This is a genomic window from Streptomyces coeruleorubidus (genome assembly GCF_028885415.1).
Classification (GTDB): Bacteria; Actinomycetota; Actinomycetes; order Streptomycetales; family Streptomycetaceae; genus Streptomyces; species Streptomyces coeruleorubidus_A.
Window position 1 is genome coordinate 3,905,026 of sequence record NZ_CP118527.1, and the last position, 16,180, is coordinate 3,921,205.

At 70.5% G+C, this 16,180-nt stretch carries 11 protein-coding genes; 7 read left to right on the top strand and 4 right to left on the bottom strand.

From position 1 onward, the window contains the following. The first annotated feature begins 18 nt into the window (after window positions 1-18). Window positions 19-1,020 (top strand): DNA-3-methyladenine glycosylase family protein, encoded by a 1,002-nt coding sequence (locus PV963_RS17995; RefSeq protein WP_274816751.1) that lies wholly within the window; start codon window positions 19-21, stop codon window positions 1,018-1,020. Window positions 1,021-1,170: 150 nt separating this feature from the next. Here the strand turns inward: PV963_RS17995 and PV963_RS18000 are convergent, their stop codons facing one another. Then, a complete protein-coding gene (locus tag PV963_RS18000) occupies window positions 1,171-2,253 on the bottom strand; it encodes an NDP-sugar synthase (protein WP_274816752.1) in 1,083 nt (360 codons plus the stop codon). A gap of 133 nt (window positions 2,254-2,386) precedes the next feature. Beyond that, window positions 2,387-3,877, bottom strand: a complete 1,491-nt coding sequence (locus PV963_RS18005) for an N-acetylmuramoyl-L-alanine amidase (RefSeq protein WP_274816753.1) — start codon at window positions 3,875-3,877, stop codon at window positions 2,387-2,389. A 132-nt stretch (window positions 3,878-4,009) separates the two neighbouring features. On the opposite strand from PV963_RS18005, the gene PV963_RS18010 reads away from it, so the two are divergent. From PV963_RS18010 to PV963_RS18020, 3 genes are all read left to right on the top strand, one after another. Further along, entirely contained in the window at window positions 4,010-4,765 is a 756-nt protein-coding gene (locus PV963_RS18010) for a TIGR03089 family protein (protein WP_274816754.1), read from the top strand. Between the two features lie 254 nt (window positions 4,766-5,019). Then, window positions 5,020-6,240 carry an LCP family protein gene (locus tag PV963_RS18015; RefSeq protein ID WP_274816755.1) on the top strand — a complete coding sequence of 407 codons (1,221 nt, stop codon included), beginning with the start codon at window positions 5,020-5,022 and terminating at the stop codon, window positions 6,238-6,240. 240 nt (window positions 6,241-6,480) lie between these two features. Beyond that, a complete protein-coding gene (locus tag PV963_RS18020) occupies window positions 6,481-8,223 on the top strand; it encodes an LCP family protein (protein WP_274816756.1) in 1,743 nt (580 codons plus the stop codon). Between the two features lie 83 nt (window positions 8,224-8,306). Here the strand turns inward: PV963_RS18020 and PV963_RS18025 are convergent, their stop codons facing one another. Continuing rightward, a complete protein-coding gene (locus PV963_RS18025) occupies window positions 8,307-9,509 on the bottom strand; it encodes an IS110 family transposase (protein WP_274814173.1) in 1,203 nt (400 codons plus the stop codon). 274 nt (window positions 9,510-9,783) lie between these two features. On the opposite strand from PV963_RS18025, the gene PV963_RS18030 reads away from it, so the two are divergent. The 3 genes from PV963_RS18030 to PV963_RS18040 all read left to right on the top strand — a co-directional run bounded on the left by PV963_RS18030 (window position 9,784) and on the right by PV963_RS18040 (window position 15,017). Beyond that, on the top strand, window positions 9,784-11,373 hold the full coding sequence (locus PV963_RS18030) for an LCP family protein (protein WP_274816757.1): 1,590 nt from the start codon (window positions 9,784-9,786) through the stop codon (window positions 11,371-11,373). Between the two features lie 202 nt (window positions 11,374-11,575). Beyond that, a complete protein-coding gene (locus tag PV963_RS18035; RefSeq protein ID WP_274816758.1) occupies window positions 11,576-13,333 on the top strand; it encodes an LCP family protein in 1,758 nt (585 codons plus the stop codon). A 91-nt stretch (window positions 13,334-13,424) separates the two neighbouring features. Further along, the gene (locus PV963_RS18040) at window positions 13,425-15,017 is read left to right on the top strand and encodes an LCP family protein (RefSeq protein ID WP_274816759.1); all 1,593 of its coding nucleotides are present in this window, start codon (window positions 13,425-13,427) and stop codon (window positions 15,015-15,017) included. Window positions 15,018-15,072: 55 nt separating this feature from the next. On the opposite strand, the gene PV963_RS18045 is transcribed toward PV963_RS18040, so the two are convergent. Continuing rightward, on the bottom strand, window positions 15,073-16,134 hold the full coding sequence (locus PV963_RS18045; RefSeq protein WP_274816760.1) for a glycosyltransferase family 2 protein: 1,062 nt from the start codon (window positions 16,132-16,134) through the stop codon (window positions 15,073-15,075). Window positions 16,135-16,180 lie beyond the last annotated feature (46 nt).

Here is a 16,180-nt window from a genome sequence, read left to right on the forward strand (position 1 = left end):
TAGCCAGGGACTTCACTCATGGCAGGACGGTTCGCTCCCCGGCCCACGTCTACGACCGTGCGCGGCGGGCATGTCGGCGTCGCCGGGGGCATGCCGCGGCAGGCGGCGGGGCCGGGGCGGGTGCGCGACTGGGGGCCGGACGGGCCGCTGGATCTCGGTCTGGTGCTCGGGCCGCTGCGGCGCGGGCCGGGTGATCCGACGTTCCGGGCGATGCCGGACGGGTCCGTGTGGCGGGCCTGTCGCACGCCCGCCGGACCCGGGACGCTACGGGTCTGCGCGTACGGCGGTGGGGTGCGCGGCCAGGCCTGGGGGCCCGGGGCGGAGTGGCTGCTGGACCGGTTGCCGGAGCTGCTCGGGGGCGCTGATGATCCGTCCGTGTTCGTGCCCCGGCACCGGCTGGTGGCGCTGGCCCGGCATCGGCGGCCGGGGCTCAGGCTGACGCGGACCGGGCTGGTGCTGGAGTCGCTGATTCCGTCGATTCTGGAGCAGAAGGTCACGACCGATGAGGCGTATCGGGCGTGGCGGTTGCTCGTGCGGAAGTTCGGGGAGCCGGCGCCGGGGCCCGCGCCCGGGCGGATGTGTGTGATGCCGGAGCCTCGGGCGTGGGCGTTGATCCCGTCGTGGGAGTGGCACCGGGCCGGGGTCGACAACAAGCGGGCGTCGACGATTCTGCGTGCGGTGCGGGTGGCCGGGCGGTTGGAGGAGGCGGCCGGGATGGAGCCGGGGGCGGCTCGGGCGCGGCTGGAGGTGTTGCCGGGGGTGGGGCCGTGGACGTCGGCGGAGACGGTGCAGCGCAGTCATGGGGCGCCGGACGAGGTGACCGTGGGGGATCTGCATCTGCCCGGGATCGTGGGGTGGGCGTTGGCCGGGGACCGGGATGCGGATGACTCCGTGATGCTGGAGTTGCTGGAGCCGTATGCGGGGCAGCGGCATCGGGCGGCTCGGTTGATTCTGCTGAGTGGGAGGGTGCCGGGGCGCAGGGCGCCGAAGATGCCGCGGTGGGATATCGGGGCGTTGTGATGTGCTGCCGTTGTTCTGGTGCTGCGGCGTTGGTGCTGGGGCGGAGTGGGTCCGCAGCCCGGCGTAGCGGGGTGCCGCCTGCGCCCACCCGTGCCGCCCCAGCGGCACGACTGCCCGCAGGCGGCGGCCGGCGGCAGCCGCGCCTAGACGCTACTGGTCCGAGGAGAAGCGGACCGCTCCTGCTGGGATTTGGGCGTCGCACCAGATGCGGGCGCCGTCGCGGAGTTCGTTGTCGGGGCCGATGATCGCGCCGTCGCCTATGACCGTGCCGGTGAGGACTGAGCGTTCGCCGACGCGGGCCCGGGTGCCTATGAGGGAGTCGGTGATGACCGCGCCGGGTTCGATCACGGCGCCCGGGAGGATCGTGCTGCCGAAGACGCGGGCGCCCTCCGCGACGAAGGCGCCCTCGCCTACCACCGTGCCGCCGGACAGCTTCGCGTCGGCCGCGACCGTCGCCGTCGGCAGGACCAGGCGGTCGCCGCAGCGGCCGGGGACCGCCGGGGACGGGGCCCGGCCCAGGACCAGGTCCGCCGAGCCCCGGACGAACGCCGCGGGTGTGCCGAGGTCCAGCCAGTACGTCGAGTCGACCATGCCCTGGAGGTGCGCCCCGGCGGACAACAGGTCCGGGAAGGTCTCGCGCTCCACCGACACCGGCCGGCCCAGCGGGATCGTGTCGATGACCGAGCGGCGGAAGACGTACGCCCCCGCGTTGATCTGGTCGGTGACGATCTCCTCCGGCGTCTGCGGCTTCTCCAGGAACGCCAGGACCCTGCCCGTGTCGTCCGTGGGGACCAGGCCGTAGGCGCGCGGGTCCGTGACCTTGGTGAGGTGCAGGGAGACGTCCGCGCCCGTCGTCTCGTGGGTGTCGACCAGGGCCCGGATGTCGAGGCCCGTCAGGATGTCGCCGTTGAAGATGAGGACCGGGTCGTCGGGGCCCGAGTGCAGCCGGGAGGCCACGTTGCGGATGGCGCCGCCCGTGCCCAGGGGCTCCTCCTCCGTCACGTACTCCAGGTGGAGCCCCAGCGCGGACCCGTCACCGAAGTACGGCTCGAAGACCTCGGCCAGATAGGACGTGGCCAGGACGATGTGCTCGACACCCGCCGCTCTCGCTCTCGCCAGCTGGTGCGTGAGGAAGGGCACCCCGGCCGCCGGCACCATGGGCTTGGGCGTGTGCACCGTGAGCGGGCGCAGCCGGGTCCCCTTGCCGCCGACCAGGAGGATCGCTTCTGTCACGTGTCGTCTCTGCTTCCTGCCAGGACCGGCCGAACTGTCTTTCGGCCGGTCAGTGTATGCAGACCGTTCCGTGGCGCCTTCGTCGGCCGTGCGGCATTCCGCCCCCTGCCCCCCGACAGCGGTGAACGTGTTCTCAGCGGCCCTGGTAGTGGGCCGCCTTGGAGCGGGCCGAGCCGAGCTTGCCGTAGAGCTTGCGTCCCGGGCACTCCGTCAGGAAGCCGTCCCGGTGGCCGGAGATCACGTTCAGTCGTACCTTCTTGCCTTTTCGGTAGAGATTGCTACCACCTGACGTCAGGTATGTCTTTCCCCGCGGGTTCATCCGGTACAGCCCCAGCTTCCACGCGCTGAGCCGGGCGACGGCCTTGACGGCGGCGGACGACGGCTTCGTGGCGCCGTACGACCCGAGGACGGCGATCCCCATGCTGTTGCTGTTGAAACCAAGGGTGTGCGCGCCGAGGACCGGCTTGGCCACGCCCCCGGCGCGGCCCTCGTAGATCTTTCCGCACTTGTCGATGACGAAGTTGTAGCCGATGTCCCGCCAGCCCATGCTCTTGACGTGGTAGCGGTAGATACTGCGGATGAGTGACGGGGACTGCGAGCAGCGGTAGTTGTTGCCGCTGGCGGTGTGGTGCACGAAGGCCGCCTTGACCTTCTTGGTGTACCGGAAGCCCCGCTCCCGCAGCCCCTCGTTCGCGCCCCAGCCGCGGCGTGTGACGATGCGCGGGCGCGGGCCGACGTAGGGCCTCGCCCGCTGCCGCTCCGTCAGCTCACCGGTGTTGAGGGCGAGGTACTCCTGCTCGGTCTGCGCGCGGTTCAGTGCCGGGATCTCGGTGGCGCCGAGGGGGGCCAGGTCGGCATTGACGGCGGAGGCCTCGGTGGCGGCGGAGGTCTCGGCGGCGAGGCCGGCGGTACGGGGGCCGTCCGCGTAGGCGCCGGGCGGCGGGGCGTCCTCGCCCGGGTCGACGAGTTCGAGGCGGAGGCCGGAGGGGAGCGGGAACGCGGCGGGCAGATTGCGGGCGCCCGCGCCGTGGTGCGCGGAGTCGGCTTCCGCGCTCTCGGGTTCGGAGCGGACCCGGAGTTCCACGCCGTCGGAGTCCCCCACCCACAGCGGTGCCGTGGCGCCGCGTACGCGGCCCGCGGTGCTCTCGGGGGTGCCCCGGTCGGCCGCGTGGTCGGCGTTGTGCGTCTCGACGTCCTGCCAGCCCGACCAGGTGCCGGTGCCGGCGGCACGGGTGCGGACCTGGACGCGGCCGTGCAGTTCGGCTTCGGGGTCGTCCCAGACGATGCCGACGAGGGAGAAGTGTCGTACGGCACGGCGGGTCAGGCCCTGTTCGGGAGTGCCGGGGCCGGTGGGGGTGGCGCGGTTGCGGGTGAGGGGTTCGAGGGGGAGGGACTGGGTGCTGCCGGGGGCGTACGGTTCGGCCGCGCGCCGGTCGGCCATGGTCGTCTCCGGGGTCCCCGCGTGGGGCGCGGGTCTCGCGGTCGTGGCCGCTTCCGTGGTCGGTACCGGTCTCGCCGTCGTCACCGCGACGGCGGGCGGAGTGAGGGGGAGGGCCAGAGCGGCCGCACAGGTGACACCGATCGAAGAAGCAAGAAATCCATGCATGCCCCTGATCTTGGACATAGTCGTATAACTCTGTCTATTTGGGAGTTGACGGGCCGTCGGTCGGAGTTCGGCCGAACCGGTGGCGGATTCATGGCGGGGCGGTGGCCTGGCCGTTGGGTGGAGGCTTGGGTGCCGCGTACGCTTGCGCGGGTGAACGCCACCGATCGCACCCCTGCCGACCTGCTGAATTCCGCGCTCGCCGCGGATCCAGGACGTCCCCTGGTGACCTTCTACGACGACGCCACGGGCGAACGTGTCGAACTGTCCGTGGCCACCTTCGCCAATTGGGTGGCCAAGACCGCCAACCTCCTCCAGGACGAGCTGTCCGTCGAGCCCGGGGACCGGGTGGCGTTGTTGCTGCCCGCGCACTGGCAGACGGCCGTGTGGCTGCTGGCGTGTTCGTCGGTGGGAGTCGTCGCGGACGTTGCCGGGGATGCGCGGGCGGCCGATGTCGTGGTGAGCGGGCCGGACGAGCTGGAGGCGGCGCGGGCCTGTTCCGGGGCGCGGGTCGCGATGGCGCTGCGGCCGCTCGGGGGGCGGTTTCCGCAGGTGCCCGAGGGGTTTGTCGACTACGCGGTGGAGGTGCCGGGGCAGGGGGACCGGTTCGTGCCGTATGCGCCGGTGGATCCGGAGGGGCCTGCGCTGATCGTGGCGGGGCGGGAGTTCAGTGGGGCGGAGGTTGTCGAGCGGGCTCGGGCGGAGGCGACGGGGCTGGGGTTGACCGGGCCTGGGTCGCGGATTTTGTCGGGGTTGCCGTATGACACGTGGGAGGGGTTGAACGCGGGGTTGTACGGGCCGTTGGCCACGGGGGGTTCTGTGGTGTTGTGCCGGCATCTGGAGCGGGCGGGGGACGGGGTGCTGGACCAGCGGGTGGAGAGTGAGCGGGTTACGGCCATTGCCCGGTAAGGCCGGCTTGTCAGGTGCCCGGCATGGGGGCTGAGGGCGGGGCGTTGCGCAGCCCGGCGTGACGGGGTGCCGCTTCTTCGGGACGGGCGCCGCCCCAGCGGCACGACTGCCCGCAGCCAGGGCGGCCACCAGCGCCCGCAGCCAGGCCCCCCCCCGTTCGGCCCATCCCCACCCCACCCCCACCCCTCATCCACGCCAAAGTCGTAAGAGCAGTGCGCGCGCACGTTCGTACGTCGTGAGGGGTGGTCTGTGTCGTGGGCGACACCGGGAGGCTTGGGCCGGGGGCGGGAGCCTCGGCCAGTGGGCCGGGGCTGGTGCGGCGGCGTCGGCGGCGGTGGGTGCGGATCGGGGCGTTCGGGGTCGCCGGTGTCGTCGTCGCGGCCGGCGGGGCCGGATGGGCCGTGTACGCGAAGCTCAGCGGGAACATCACGCCCGACGAGGCCGCCGCCGCCGAGCTCGCCCGGTACGAGAAGGAACGGCCCACCTCGCTGGTCAAGGGCGCGCGGAACATCCTGCTGATCGGGTCGGACTCGCGCGAGGGGGACGACAACGCGCGCTACGGGCGTGACTCCGGCACCGAGCGGTCGGACACCACGATCCTGCTGCACCTGTCCGCGGGCCGGGGCAGCGCCACCGCCGTCTCCCTGCCCCGGGACCTGATGGTGGACCTGCCGGGCTGCCGGCGCCCGGACGGCTCGCGCAGCGCGCCGCGGTTCGCCGCGTTCAACCAGGCCTTCCAGGTGGGCGGTTCGGCCTGCACCATCCGGACCGTCGAGAAGCTCACCGACATCCGCGTCGATCATCACGTCGTCGTCGACTTCCACGGCTTCAAGGAGATGGTCGACGCGGTCGACGGCGTTCAGGTGTGCCTGCGGGAGCCGATCGACGACCGGGCCGCCAAGCTGCGGCTCCCCGCCGGACGCGTGACCCTCGACGGCGAGCAGGCGCTCGGCTACGTCCGCGCCCGCAAGACGCTCGGCGACGGCAGTGACACGGAGCGCATGGAGCGGCAGCAACGATTCCTCGGGGCACTCGTCAACAAGGTGCGCAGCAATGACGTCCTGCTGAATCCGGCGAAGCTGTATCCCGTGCTGGACGCCGCCACGTCATCTCTCACAACCGACCCGGATCTGGCCAGCCTTCGCGGTTTGTACGAACTCGTGCGCGGGCTGCGCAACATCCCCATGGAACATGTGCAATTCCTGACCGTTCCACGAGAGTCGTACGCGCACGACGCCAATCGCGACCAACTCGTGGAGCCCGAGGCGGAGAGCCTGTTCGAACGGTTGCGTACGGACACACCCGTGCTGGTGGCCCGGGACGTTCCGCACGGTTCCGCCCCGCTGAGGCCTACCGATTCGCATGACGGGTCGTACGGGGATTCGTATCCGGGGCCGTTCACGAAGCCCGTCGTCACCGTTTCTCCTCCACCGACGTTCCGGGGGAACACGGCAGCCGAGGACACCTGTGAGTAAAGCGGGCGCCAAGGTAACTCCAAGGCAATGAACTCTTCACCTGGGAAATGGGCGAATTGCCCAGGTGTAGGGACGTGGAATTTGTCACCGTCGTCGTTCGGCACTGAACTGGGCGGTTAGTGTGAGCGACCCGGTGCGCCCGGCCCTGAGGACGGTCCTGAGGTCGCGCACTGTGTGACCGAGACCGAGCGCCTTGGAGGGGGAAGGCGCCGCGTGCCCCGACGGAGGAAACAGGCAACCGTGGACGCGCAAGGCCGTGGGCGGGCGGACGATATCGATCCCGCAGACCAGTGGGTACTCAATCCGAACACCGGCGAATACGAACTGCGACTGCCCGCTTCCCCACCGCAGTCGGGCGTCCCCGGCCCCCGCAGGCCACCAGCCCCCGAAGCGGGCCCGTCGGGGCGCGGCCGTACGGGGACGTCCGGCAGGCCGCGGCCCGAGACTCCGGGCCGTGCGGTGCCGCCGCCGCGCAGGCGCCGGGGGGCGCCGGAGGAGCCGCTGCCGGGGCGGCGCGGGCGGCGGCCCGCCAAGAAGGCCGCGAGGGGGAAGAAGGCCCTGCTGTGGACCGGCGGCGCGATGGCGTTCGTGCTGGTCGCCGGGGCGGGCGCCGCGTACTTCTACATCGAGCACCTGAACGGCAACATCGCGTCCGTCTCCGACGACGGCGCGAGCACCGGTGGCTTCCAGAAGGACAAGGCGATCAACATCCTGTTGATCGGCACCGACAAGCGCACCGGCGCGGGCAACGACAAGTACGGCGACGCGGGCAGCGTCGGCCACGCCGACACCACGATCCTGCTGCACGTCTCCAAGGACCGTTCGAACGCGACCGCGCTGAGCATCCCGCGTGACCTGATCGTCGACGTGCCGGACTGCCCGACCACGCAGGAGGACGGGTCGCAGAAGATCATCCCGGGCACGCGGCAGGCCCGTTTCAACACCAGCCTCGGCCAGGACGGCCGTACCCCCAGCTGCACGATGCGGACCGTGACCGAGCTGACCGGGGTCAAGCCGGACAACTTCATGGTCGCCGACTTCAACGCCGTCAAGACGCTGACCAGCGCGGTCGGCGGGGTCGAGGTCTGTCTGGGCAAGGACATCGACGACCCGGACTCCAAGCTGAAGCTGTCGAAGGGCACGCACACGATCGAGGGCGAGCAGGCGCTGGCCTTCGTGCGCACCCGGCACTCCGTCGGCTTCGGCGGTGACCTGAGCCGGATCGGACTCCAGCAGCAGTTCCTGAGCGCGCTGATGCGCAAGCTGAAGTCCAACGACACACTCAGCAGCCCCTCGAAGATGCTCGATCTGGCCGAGGCGGGCACCAAGGCCCTGACCGTCGACTCGCAGCTGGACAGCATCGGCAAGCTCAAGGACCTCGGTCTGGAGCTGGGCAAGCTCAACACCAAGAACCTGACGTTCACCACGACCCCGGTGATCGACAACCCGGCGGAGAAGGTCAAGACCACGGTCGTGCTGAACGAGTCGACGGCCCCGCAGGTCTTCGACATGATCAAGAACGACGTCTCCTTCACCGCGGTCAAGGAAAAGAAGAAGAAGGAGGCGGCCGCGGTGGCCGCCCGCCTGAAGGGCAGCAAGGCCCCGGCCTCCGAGGTCCGGGTGCGGATCCTCAACGGCGGTGCCGTCGCCGGCAGCGCCCAGGAGACGCTCAGCTGGCTCCAGGTCGAGGAGGGCGTGACCAAGTCGGAGAACGGCGGGAACGCGCCCGCCGAGCTGGCGAAGACCACGCTGGAGTACGCCCCCGACCAGGCCGACCAGGCCCGCCGCCTCGCCGACATCATGGGCCTGCCCGGGTCGGCGATGAAGCCGGGCGAGAGCGTGGAGAACGCCCAGGGGCTGCCCGCGATGACGCTGACCCTCGGCAAGGACTTCGAGGGCGCGGGCACCTCCCTCACCGCTCCGTCGAAGGCGCCGGAGGGTGTCCAGAAGTCCACGGCGGACAAGGTCGAGTGCGCCGAGTGACCTGACGGGCCTGCCGTACGTCTCACAGGGCGTACGGCAGGCCTTGTCCGGTGACACGGGGGGGGGTGCCTCTATGTCCTTCGTCAAGCGAGGCGTGGGGTTCTGGGTTCGTAGAAGGTGCCGTCGCGGAGCATCGCGAACAGCACGTTAATCCGTTGCCGGGCGAGCCGGAGGAGGGCCTGTGTGTGGGTCTTTCCTCTGGTCCGGCACTTGTCGTAGTAGGTGCGGGAGGCGGGATCGTGCAGGGCGGCGAACGCGGACAGGAACATCGCCCGTTTGAGCTGCCGGTTGCCGCCCCGTGGGGCGTGCTCGCCGTGGATCGAGGTGCCCGACGACTTCGTGGTCGGGGCGAGGCCGGCGTAGGAGGCCAGGTGCGCGGCGGTGGGAAAGCTGGTGCCGTCGCCGACGGTGACCAGCAGCGTGGCGGCGGTCCTGACGCCGACGCCGGGCAGCGACGTCAGGACCTTTGAAAGAGGGTGGTCCTCCAGCAGGGCTGCGATCTGGGCTTCCGTCGCCCGTCGCTGTTCATGGACGGCGCTGAGCGAGCGGGCCAGCGACGGGATCACGATGTCGAGCGTGCCGGTGCCCGGAACGACGACGGTCTGCTCGTCGAGGGCCTCGAAGATGTCGTCGATCAGCCGCTTCGCCATCCGGGGAGCCTTGGGCCGGATCACCTCAACGAGCCTGCGGCGGCCGGCTTTTCGCAGCGCGGCCGGAGATCCGTAGCGTTCCAGCAGCCAGGTGACGGCCTGATGGTCGAGCCGGGGGCCGAGGACGCGCTCCAGGCTGGGGTGGAACTGGGTGAGCAGGCCGCGGATGCGGTTGCTGGTGCGGGTGGCCTCAGCCGCGAGGTCCTGGTCGAAGCCGACCAGAACTGTCAGCTCGGCGGTGATCTCGTCGCTGACCTCCAGCGAGCGCAGGGTGTGTGGCATCGTGCGGGCCGCGTCGGCGATGACCGCGGCGTCCTTCGCGTCGGTCTTCGCCTCGCCGGGGTAGAGATCGGCTATCCGGCGCATGGCGAGTCCGGGCAGGTAGGCGACCTTGCAGCCCGCGTCGCGGGCGACCGTCAGGGGCAGGGCGCCGATCGAGGCGGGCTGGTCCACGATCACCAGGACGGTGCCGAACTTGGTCTTCAGCTTGGTGAAGACGTCCCGCAACTTCGGTTCGGTATTGGGCAGCTGCTTGTCGAAGACCTTCTTGCCGGTCGGGGTGAGGCCGTGCCCGTGGTGGGCGCTCTTGCCGACGTCCAGGCCGAGGAAGACGCCTATCTCGTCGCTGTCGTTCAAGCCGTCCTCCCGAACGGGTTGGTGCGGTACTGGCCCGGGCGTTGGCGTCGTGCGCGCATCCACGTTATGCAGACCTGCCGCCTGCGAAGGGCCGGGCATTGCGCCCGGCCGGGCGGTAGTCGGACCTCTCATCAGCGTCTCCCACGGCGCCTCTCGGGCCCGGTGGCACCACCCCCCAGGTCATCCGTTCGACAGGGGGGACCAGCCATACCGGGCCCGGAGGCCAGTGGCCCTCTTGCAGGACCGCGAAGAACATAACGGGGGGAAAGAGCAGATGGCACAGAGCAGCAGTGTGTACGAGGAGGGGACGAAGCCCGGTGCCGTCCCGGGCGACGGGGACGGCCGGGGAGGTCCTCGTCCCGGCCGGGGGCGCCGCGTCCTGCGCTGGTCGGCGTCGGCTCTCTCCGTGCTGATCCTCGCTACCGCCGGCGCCGGCTACCTCTACTACAAGCACCTGAACGGCAACATCGAGAAGGGCCGGCGCAGCAGCGGCGACTCCAAGGCGCGCAAGGCCACTCCGAACGCGGCCGGGCAGACACCCCTGAACATCCTGCTGGTCGGCTCCGACAGCCGTGACTCCGACGAGAACGTGAAGCTGGGCGGCGCCCGGAAGGACCGCGGCAATCCGCCGCTGGGCGACGTGCAGATGCTCATCCATCTGGCCGCGGACCGCAAGAGCGCCGCCGTGGTGAGCATCCCGCGCGACACCCGGGTCGACATACCCGAGTGCACCGACCCGAAGACCGGGCGGACGTACCCGCCGGTCAACACGATCATCAACGCCTCGCTGGCCCGTGGCGGGGCGGGCTGCACGCTGGCGACCTGGGAGAACCTCACCGGTGTCTACGTCGACCACTGGATGACGATCGACTTCGCGGGCGTGGTGAAGATGGCGGACGCCATCGGCGGGGTCGAGGTGTGCGTGCGGCAGAACGTGTGGGACCGCCCGCTGCCCGGCGTGTCCGGCGGCTCGGGTCTGAAGCTGACGGCCGGCCGGAAGAAGGTCCAGGGCGAGCAGGCGCTCCAGTGGCTGCGCACCCGGCACGCCTGGGGCAGCGACCCGCTGCGGGCCAGGGCGCAGCACATGTACATGAACTCGATGATCCGCACGCTCAAGGCGCAGAACGTCTTCACCGACACCGGCCGGCTGACCGATCTGGCCGAGGCGGCGACCAGGTCGCTGCACGTGTCAGAGGAGCTCGGCACGGTGAAGAAGCTGTACGACCTGGGGATGCAGCTGAAGACGGTCCCGACGGACCGCATCACCATGACGACGCTGCCCACCGCCGCGGACCCGCAGGACCGCAACCACCTGGTCCCGGCCGGCACCGACGCCGACCGGGTGTGGGCCATGATCCGCGACGACGTGCCCTTCGACGGCAAGGGCGGGGAGCCGGGCACGAGGAAGGCGGAGAAGGCCGAGGAGGTTTCGCGGGATCCGGCCGCGGCGGACGACGCGATCGGCGTCCTGGTGCAGAACGCCACGCGCTCCAGCACCCTCGGTCCCGTGAGCGGGCGCGCGGGCGCCGTCGCGCAGTCGCTCGTGGGCAAGGGTTTCACGAAGGCCGCCGCGGACGCCTCGGGCGCGCTGTCCGAGGAGCGGACCGTGGTGCGCTATCCGAGCGCCGAGCTGGAGGGCGATGCGCAGCGCGTCGCCAAGGCGCTGGGCGTTCCCGTGAGTTCGGTGAAGCGGTCGACCGACGTCTCCGGCGTCACCGTCGTCGTGGGCGCCGACTGGCGCGAGGGCACGGCCTATCCGAAGCAGCCGGCTCCGAAGGCCGGGGACCTGCCCGGCGACGCGGACGCCCTCAACGGCTCGGACACCGGGCAGTGCATGGACGTGTACGCGCCCTACCGCTGGTAGCGACCGTAGAAACAACTCCACTTCTCCATGCGGAATTGGGATGGATTGCCCAAATGTATGGACGTTGAATTTGTCATTCAGCGCACATCGACGTTCAACTGGGCGGATAGTGTGAGCGATCCAGTGCTTCTGTGATGACAAGTACCCGTGCGCCTTCCGGGGGGAGAAGGCGCCGCGTGCCCCGACGGAGGAAACGACAACCGTGGACGCGCAACGCCGTGGGCGGGGGGACCAGATCGACCCCGCAGACCAGTGGGTACTCAATCCGAACACCGGCGAATACGAACTGCGACTGTCTCCATCCGCAGCGCAATCGCCGGTATCCGGGACACGCGGATCCACTCCCCCGACGGGGGCGGGCGGCCGTACGGCGGAAGCGCGTAAGTCGGCTCCCGGTGACGCCACTTCACGTGCGGGCGCCACCCGCACCGATGTTCCGCCCCAGCGCCGGCGGCGCGGTGCGCCCGAGGAGCCGCCGCCCGGGCGGCGCGGCGGGCGTCGGCCGGTGCAGCGGAAGCCGAAGAAGGCCAAGAAGGCGCTGATGTGGACCGGCGGCACGATGGCGTTCGTACTGCTCGGGGTCGGCGCGGCCGGCTACTTCTACCTCCGGCACCTGGAGGGCAACGTCACGACGACCGACGTCGGCAGCGCGGGTGCCAGCAACTTCAGCAAGGACGAGGCCTTCAGCATCCTCATCATCGGCACGGACAAGCGCACCGGTGAGGGCAACGAGGGCTACGGCGACAAGGGCAGTTCCGGGCACGCCGACACCACGATCCTGCTGCACGTCGCCAAGGACCGCTCCAACGCGACCGCGCTCAGCATCCCCCGGGACCTGATCGTGAACATCCCCGACTGCCCGACGAAGCTGGAGGACGGTTCGGAGAAGATCGTCCCGGGCCAACAGGGGGTCCGCTTCAACCGGAGCCTCGGGGAGAGCGGCCGGGACCCGGGCTGCACCATGCTCACGGTGGAGGAGAACACCGGCATCGATGTCGACCACTTCATGATGGCCGACTTCAACGCGGTGAAGACGCTGACCACGGCGGTGGACGGCGTCGACGTCTGTGTCGAGAAGCCGGTCAACGACAAGGAGTCCAAACTCGTCCTGCCCGCGGGCCCGTCGAAGGTCGAGGGCGAGCAGGCCCTCGCGTTCGTCCGTACGCGCAAGAGCTTCGGCAACAGCGGTGACCTGGACCGGATCAAGGTGCAGCAGCAGTTCCTGGGCTCCCTCATGCGCAAGATGTCCTCCAGTAACATCCTCACCAACCCCTCGAAGCTGCTGAAGCTGGCCGAGGCCGCCACCAAGGCGCTCACCGTGGACAAGGCCATCGGCAACGTCGGCACGCTCAAGGACATCGCCCTGGAGCTGAAGAAGGTGCCGACGAAGAACATCGCCTTCACGACCGTCCCGGTGAAGGACAACCCGGCGGAGACGGTGAAGGCGACGGTCGTCCTGAACGAGGCGCAGGCCCCCCAGGTGTTCGACATGATCAAGAACGACGTCTCGTTCACCGAGGTCAAGGAGCAGAAGAAGAAGGAGAAGGACGCCGAGGCCGCGCGGCTGAAGGGCAGCAAGGCCCCGGCCTCCGAGGTCCGGGTCCGGGTCCTCAACGGCGGTGCCGTCACCGGCAGCGCGCAGAAGACCCTCCAGTACCTCCAGGTCGAGGAGGGCGTGACCAAGTCCGAGAACGGCGGGAACGCGCCCGCCGCACTGGCGAAGACCACGCTCGAGTACGCCCCCGACCAGGCCGACCAGGCCCGCCGCCTCGCCGACATCATGGGGCTGTCGGGGTCGGCGCTGAAGCCCGGCGAGAGCGTGACCAACTCCCAGGGCCTGCCCGCGATGACCCTGACCCTCGGCAAGGACTTCAAGGGCGCCGGCGTGAAGCTCAACGCCCCGGTCGAGGCGGCGGACGTGGAGAAGTCCACCGCCGACAAGGTGAAGTGCGCGAGTTGACCCGCTGAGGGCAACTGACAGGCCCGTCGTGCGTCTAACAGGGGGCAGGACGGGCCTGTTGCATGCGCCGGGGGCGGGAAGGACCGGGGAAGTGACGCAGAGCGGTGTGCGGGAGAACGAAACGCGGCAGGGCGTCCGCCAGGAACCGGGCCCGGGAGAGACCAAGCCGGCGACGGGCGGCCCAGCCGGTGGCGGGGGCCGGCCCCGGCGTACCCGGCGGCTGCTGAGGTGGTCCGCCGCCGTGCTCGCCGTCCTCATACTCGGGACGGCCGGAGCCGGATACCTCTACTACCGCCACCTGAACGGCAACATCAAGAAGGACGAGCTGAACCTCGGCGACAACAAGGTCGCCGCGCCGACGCCGAACGCCGCCGGGCAGACGCCGCTGAACATCCTGCTCATAGGCTCGGACGCGCGGGACACCGAGGAGAACCAGAAACTCGGCGGTGCCCGTGAGACGTTCGGCGCCGCGCCGCTGGCGGACGTGCAGATGCTGCTGCACCTGTCCGCCGACCGCACCAACATGTCGGTCATCAGCATGCCCCGCGACACGCTCGTGAAGATCCCGAAGTGCACCGACCCGGACGACGGGAAGGTGTACCCGGGGACCCAGGGGCGGACGATGACCAACCAGAGCCTCGGGAACGGCGGCCCGGGCTGCACCGTGGCCACCTGGCAGGAGCTCACCGGCATCCACATCGACCACTTCGTCATGGTCGACTTCGCGGGCGTGGTGTCCATGGCCGACGCCGTCGGCGGTGTCCCGGTGTGCGTCGACGCCAACATCCACTCGCGCACGTCCGACGGCAAGGGCTCGGGCCTGAAACTGGAGAAGGGCACCTCGTACATCCAGGGCGAGCAGGCCCTCCAGTGGCTGCGCACCCGCTACGGCTTCGAGGACGGCAGCGACCTCGCCCGCGCCAAGGCCCAGCACATGTACATGAACGCGATGGTCCGCCAGCTGCGCGAGAACGCCACGCTCAGCAGCCCGAACAAGCTCCGCAGACTGGCCGAGGAGGCCACCCGGGCACTGACGGTCGACCCCGGCCTCGACACCGTCAAGAAGCTCTACGACCTCAGCGACGAGCTGCGCAAGGTGGAGCCGGAGCGCATCACCATGACCACGATGCCCAACCGGTACGTCGGCGCCCGCGTGGAGCCGACCGAGGACGCCGAGCAGCTGTTCCGGCTGGTGCGGGAGGACATCGCGCTGGACGGCAAGGACAAGGACCGTGAGAAGGCCGCGGAGAAGGCCTCCGCCGACCCGGCCGCGGCCGACGACGAGATCCCCGTCCAGGTCCACAACGGCACCCGGACCGACACCCTGGCCGCGGCACGCGGGCGCGCGAGCACGGTGACCGGGCTGCTGAAGGAGCAGGGCTTCGCCCAGGCCGTCGCCGACACCAACGGCTCGTGGAGCCAGGAGCGGACCGTCGTCCGCTACCCGAGCGCCGACCTGGAGGGCGACGCCCAGCGGGTCGCCAAGGCCCTCGGGATTCCGCTGAGTTCGGTGAAGCGGTCGACCGACGTCTCCGGCGTCACACTCGTCGTGGGCGCCGACTGGCGCGAGGGCACGGACTACAAGGCGCCGAAGCGCAGCGACAAGACCCCGAAGTCGGCCGATGCGCTCAACGGCGCGGACGACAAGGCCTGTATGCACGTGGACCCGGACTTCACCTGGTGACGGAAACGGGCCCCTCCCAGGAGAGAGGGGCCCGAACGCGTGCGTGCGGTGTGCGTCAGCCGGTGGCCGCGTCCGCGTCCGCGTCCGCATTCGCGTTCGCCCGGACCGCCGGACGCCGGCTCGCTATCACCTTGCGGGCCAGCGACCGCGGGCTGGTCAGGAAGCCCCAGCCCCACGACATGTGCATGGTGACGAGCGCCACGGGGATCTGGAGCCGCGCCTTCAGCGGCAGCCCCTTGCCCGCCGGGACCGAGCCGAGCAGGATCGCCGCGAGATAACCGCCGGGCACCACGAAACCCCACGGCGTCAGCAGCGCGCCCACCAGGAGCCCGGTCGCGATCGCGCACAGGGCGGTCGGCGGGGCGAGGTAGCGCAGGTTGATGGACCCCTCGTGGAAGCGGGCGACGACGTGCCGCCAGCGGCCGTAGTCCTTGTACTGCTTGGCGAGCGCCTTCACGCTCGGCCGCGGCCGGTACGACACCTTGAGCTCGGGCGAGAACCAGATCAGCCCGCCGGCCTCGCGGATACGGAAGTTCAGCTCCCAGTCCTGGGCGCGGATGAACTCCACGTTGTAGCCGCCCTGCCGCTCCAGCGCCTCGCGCCGGAAGACACCGAGATAGACGGTCTCGGCCGGGCCCGCCTCCCCGCCCGTGTGGAAGGAGGCGTTGCCCACCCCGATCTTCGAGGTCATGGCGGCGGCGACGGCGTGCTCCCAGTCGTTCTCGCCCTCGGCGTGCATGATGCCGCCGACGTTCTGCGCGCCGGTCGCCTCCAGGAGCCGTACCGCGGTGGCGATGTAGTTGGGCGAGAGCATGCCGTGCCCGTCGACGCGGACGACGATCGGGTGGCGGGAGGCGTTGATCGCCGCGTTCAGGGCGGCAGGCGTACGGCCGGTCGGGTTCGGCACGGTATGCACGCGCGGGTCTTCGGCCACGAGCTCGGCGGCGATCTCGTCCGTGCGGTCCGTGGACGGACCGAGGGCGATCACGACCTCCATCTCGCCGGCGTACTCCTGCGCGAGGATCGCTTGGACTGCTCCCCGCAGATGCCGTTCCTCGTCGAGGACGGGCATGATCACGGAAACGGCGGGGAGCCGCACGTCGGGATTGGCGTTCATAGGGGCCACACGTTACCGCGAACGGGGGACACCGGTGCGCGCCGCC

Coding starts and splice junctions, on each gene's coding strand:
- PV963_RS17995 (WP_274816751.1), top strand. CDS start 19: ATGGCAGGACGGTTCGCTCCCCGGCCCACGTCTACGACCGTGCGCGGC.
- PV963_RS18005 (WP_274816753.1), bottom strand. CDS start 3,877: ATGTCCAAGATCAGGGGCATGCATGGATTTCTTGCTTCTTCGATCGGT.
- PV963_RS18030 (WP_274816757.1), top strand. CDS start 9,784: ATGGCACAGAGCAGCAGTGTGTACGAGGAGGGGACGAAGCCCGGTGCC.
- PV963_RS18045 (WP_274816760.1), bottom strand. CDS start 16,134: ATGAACGCCAATCCCGACGTGCGGCTCCCCGCCGTTTCCGTGATCATG.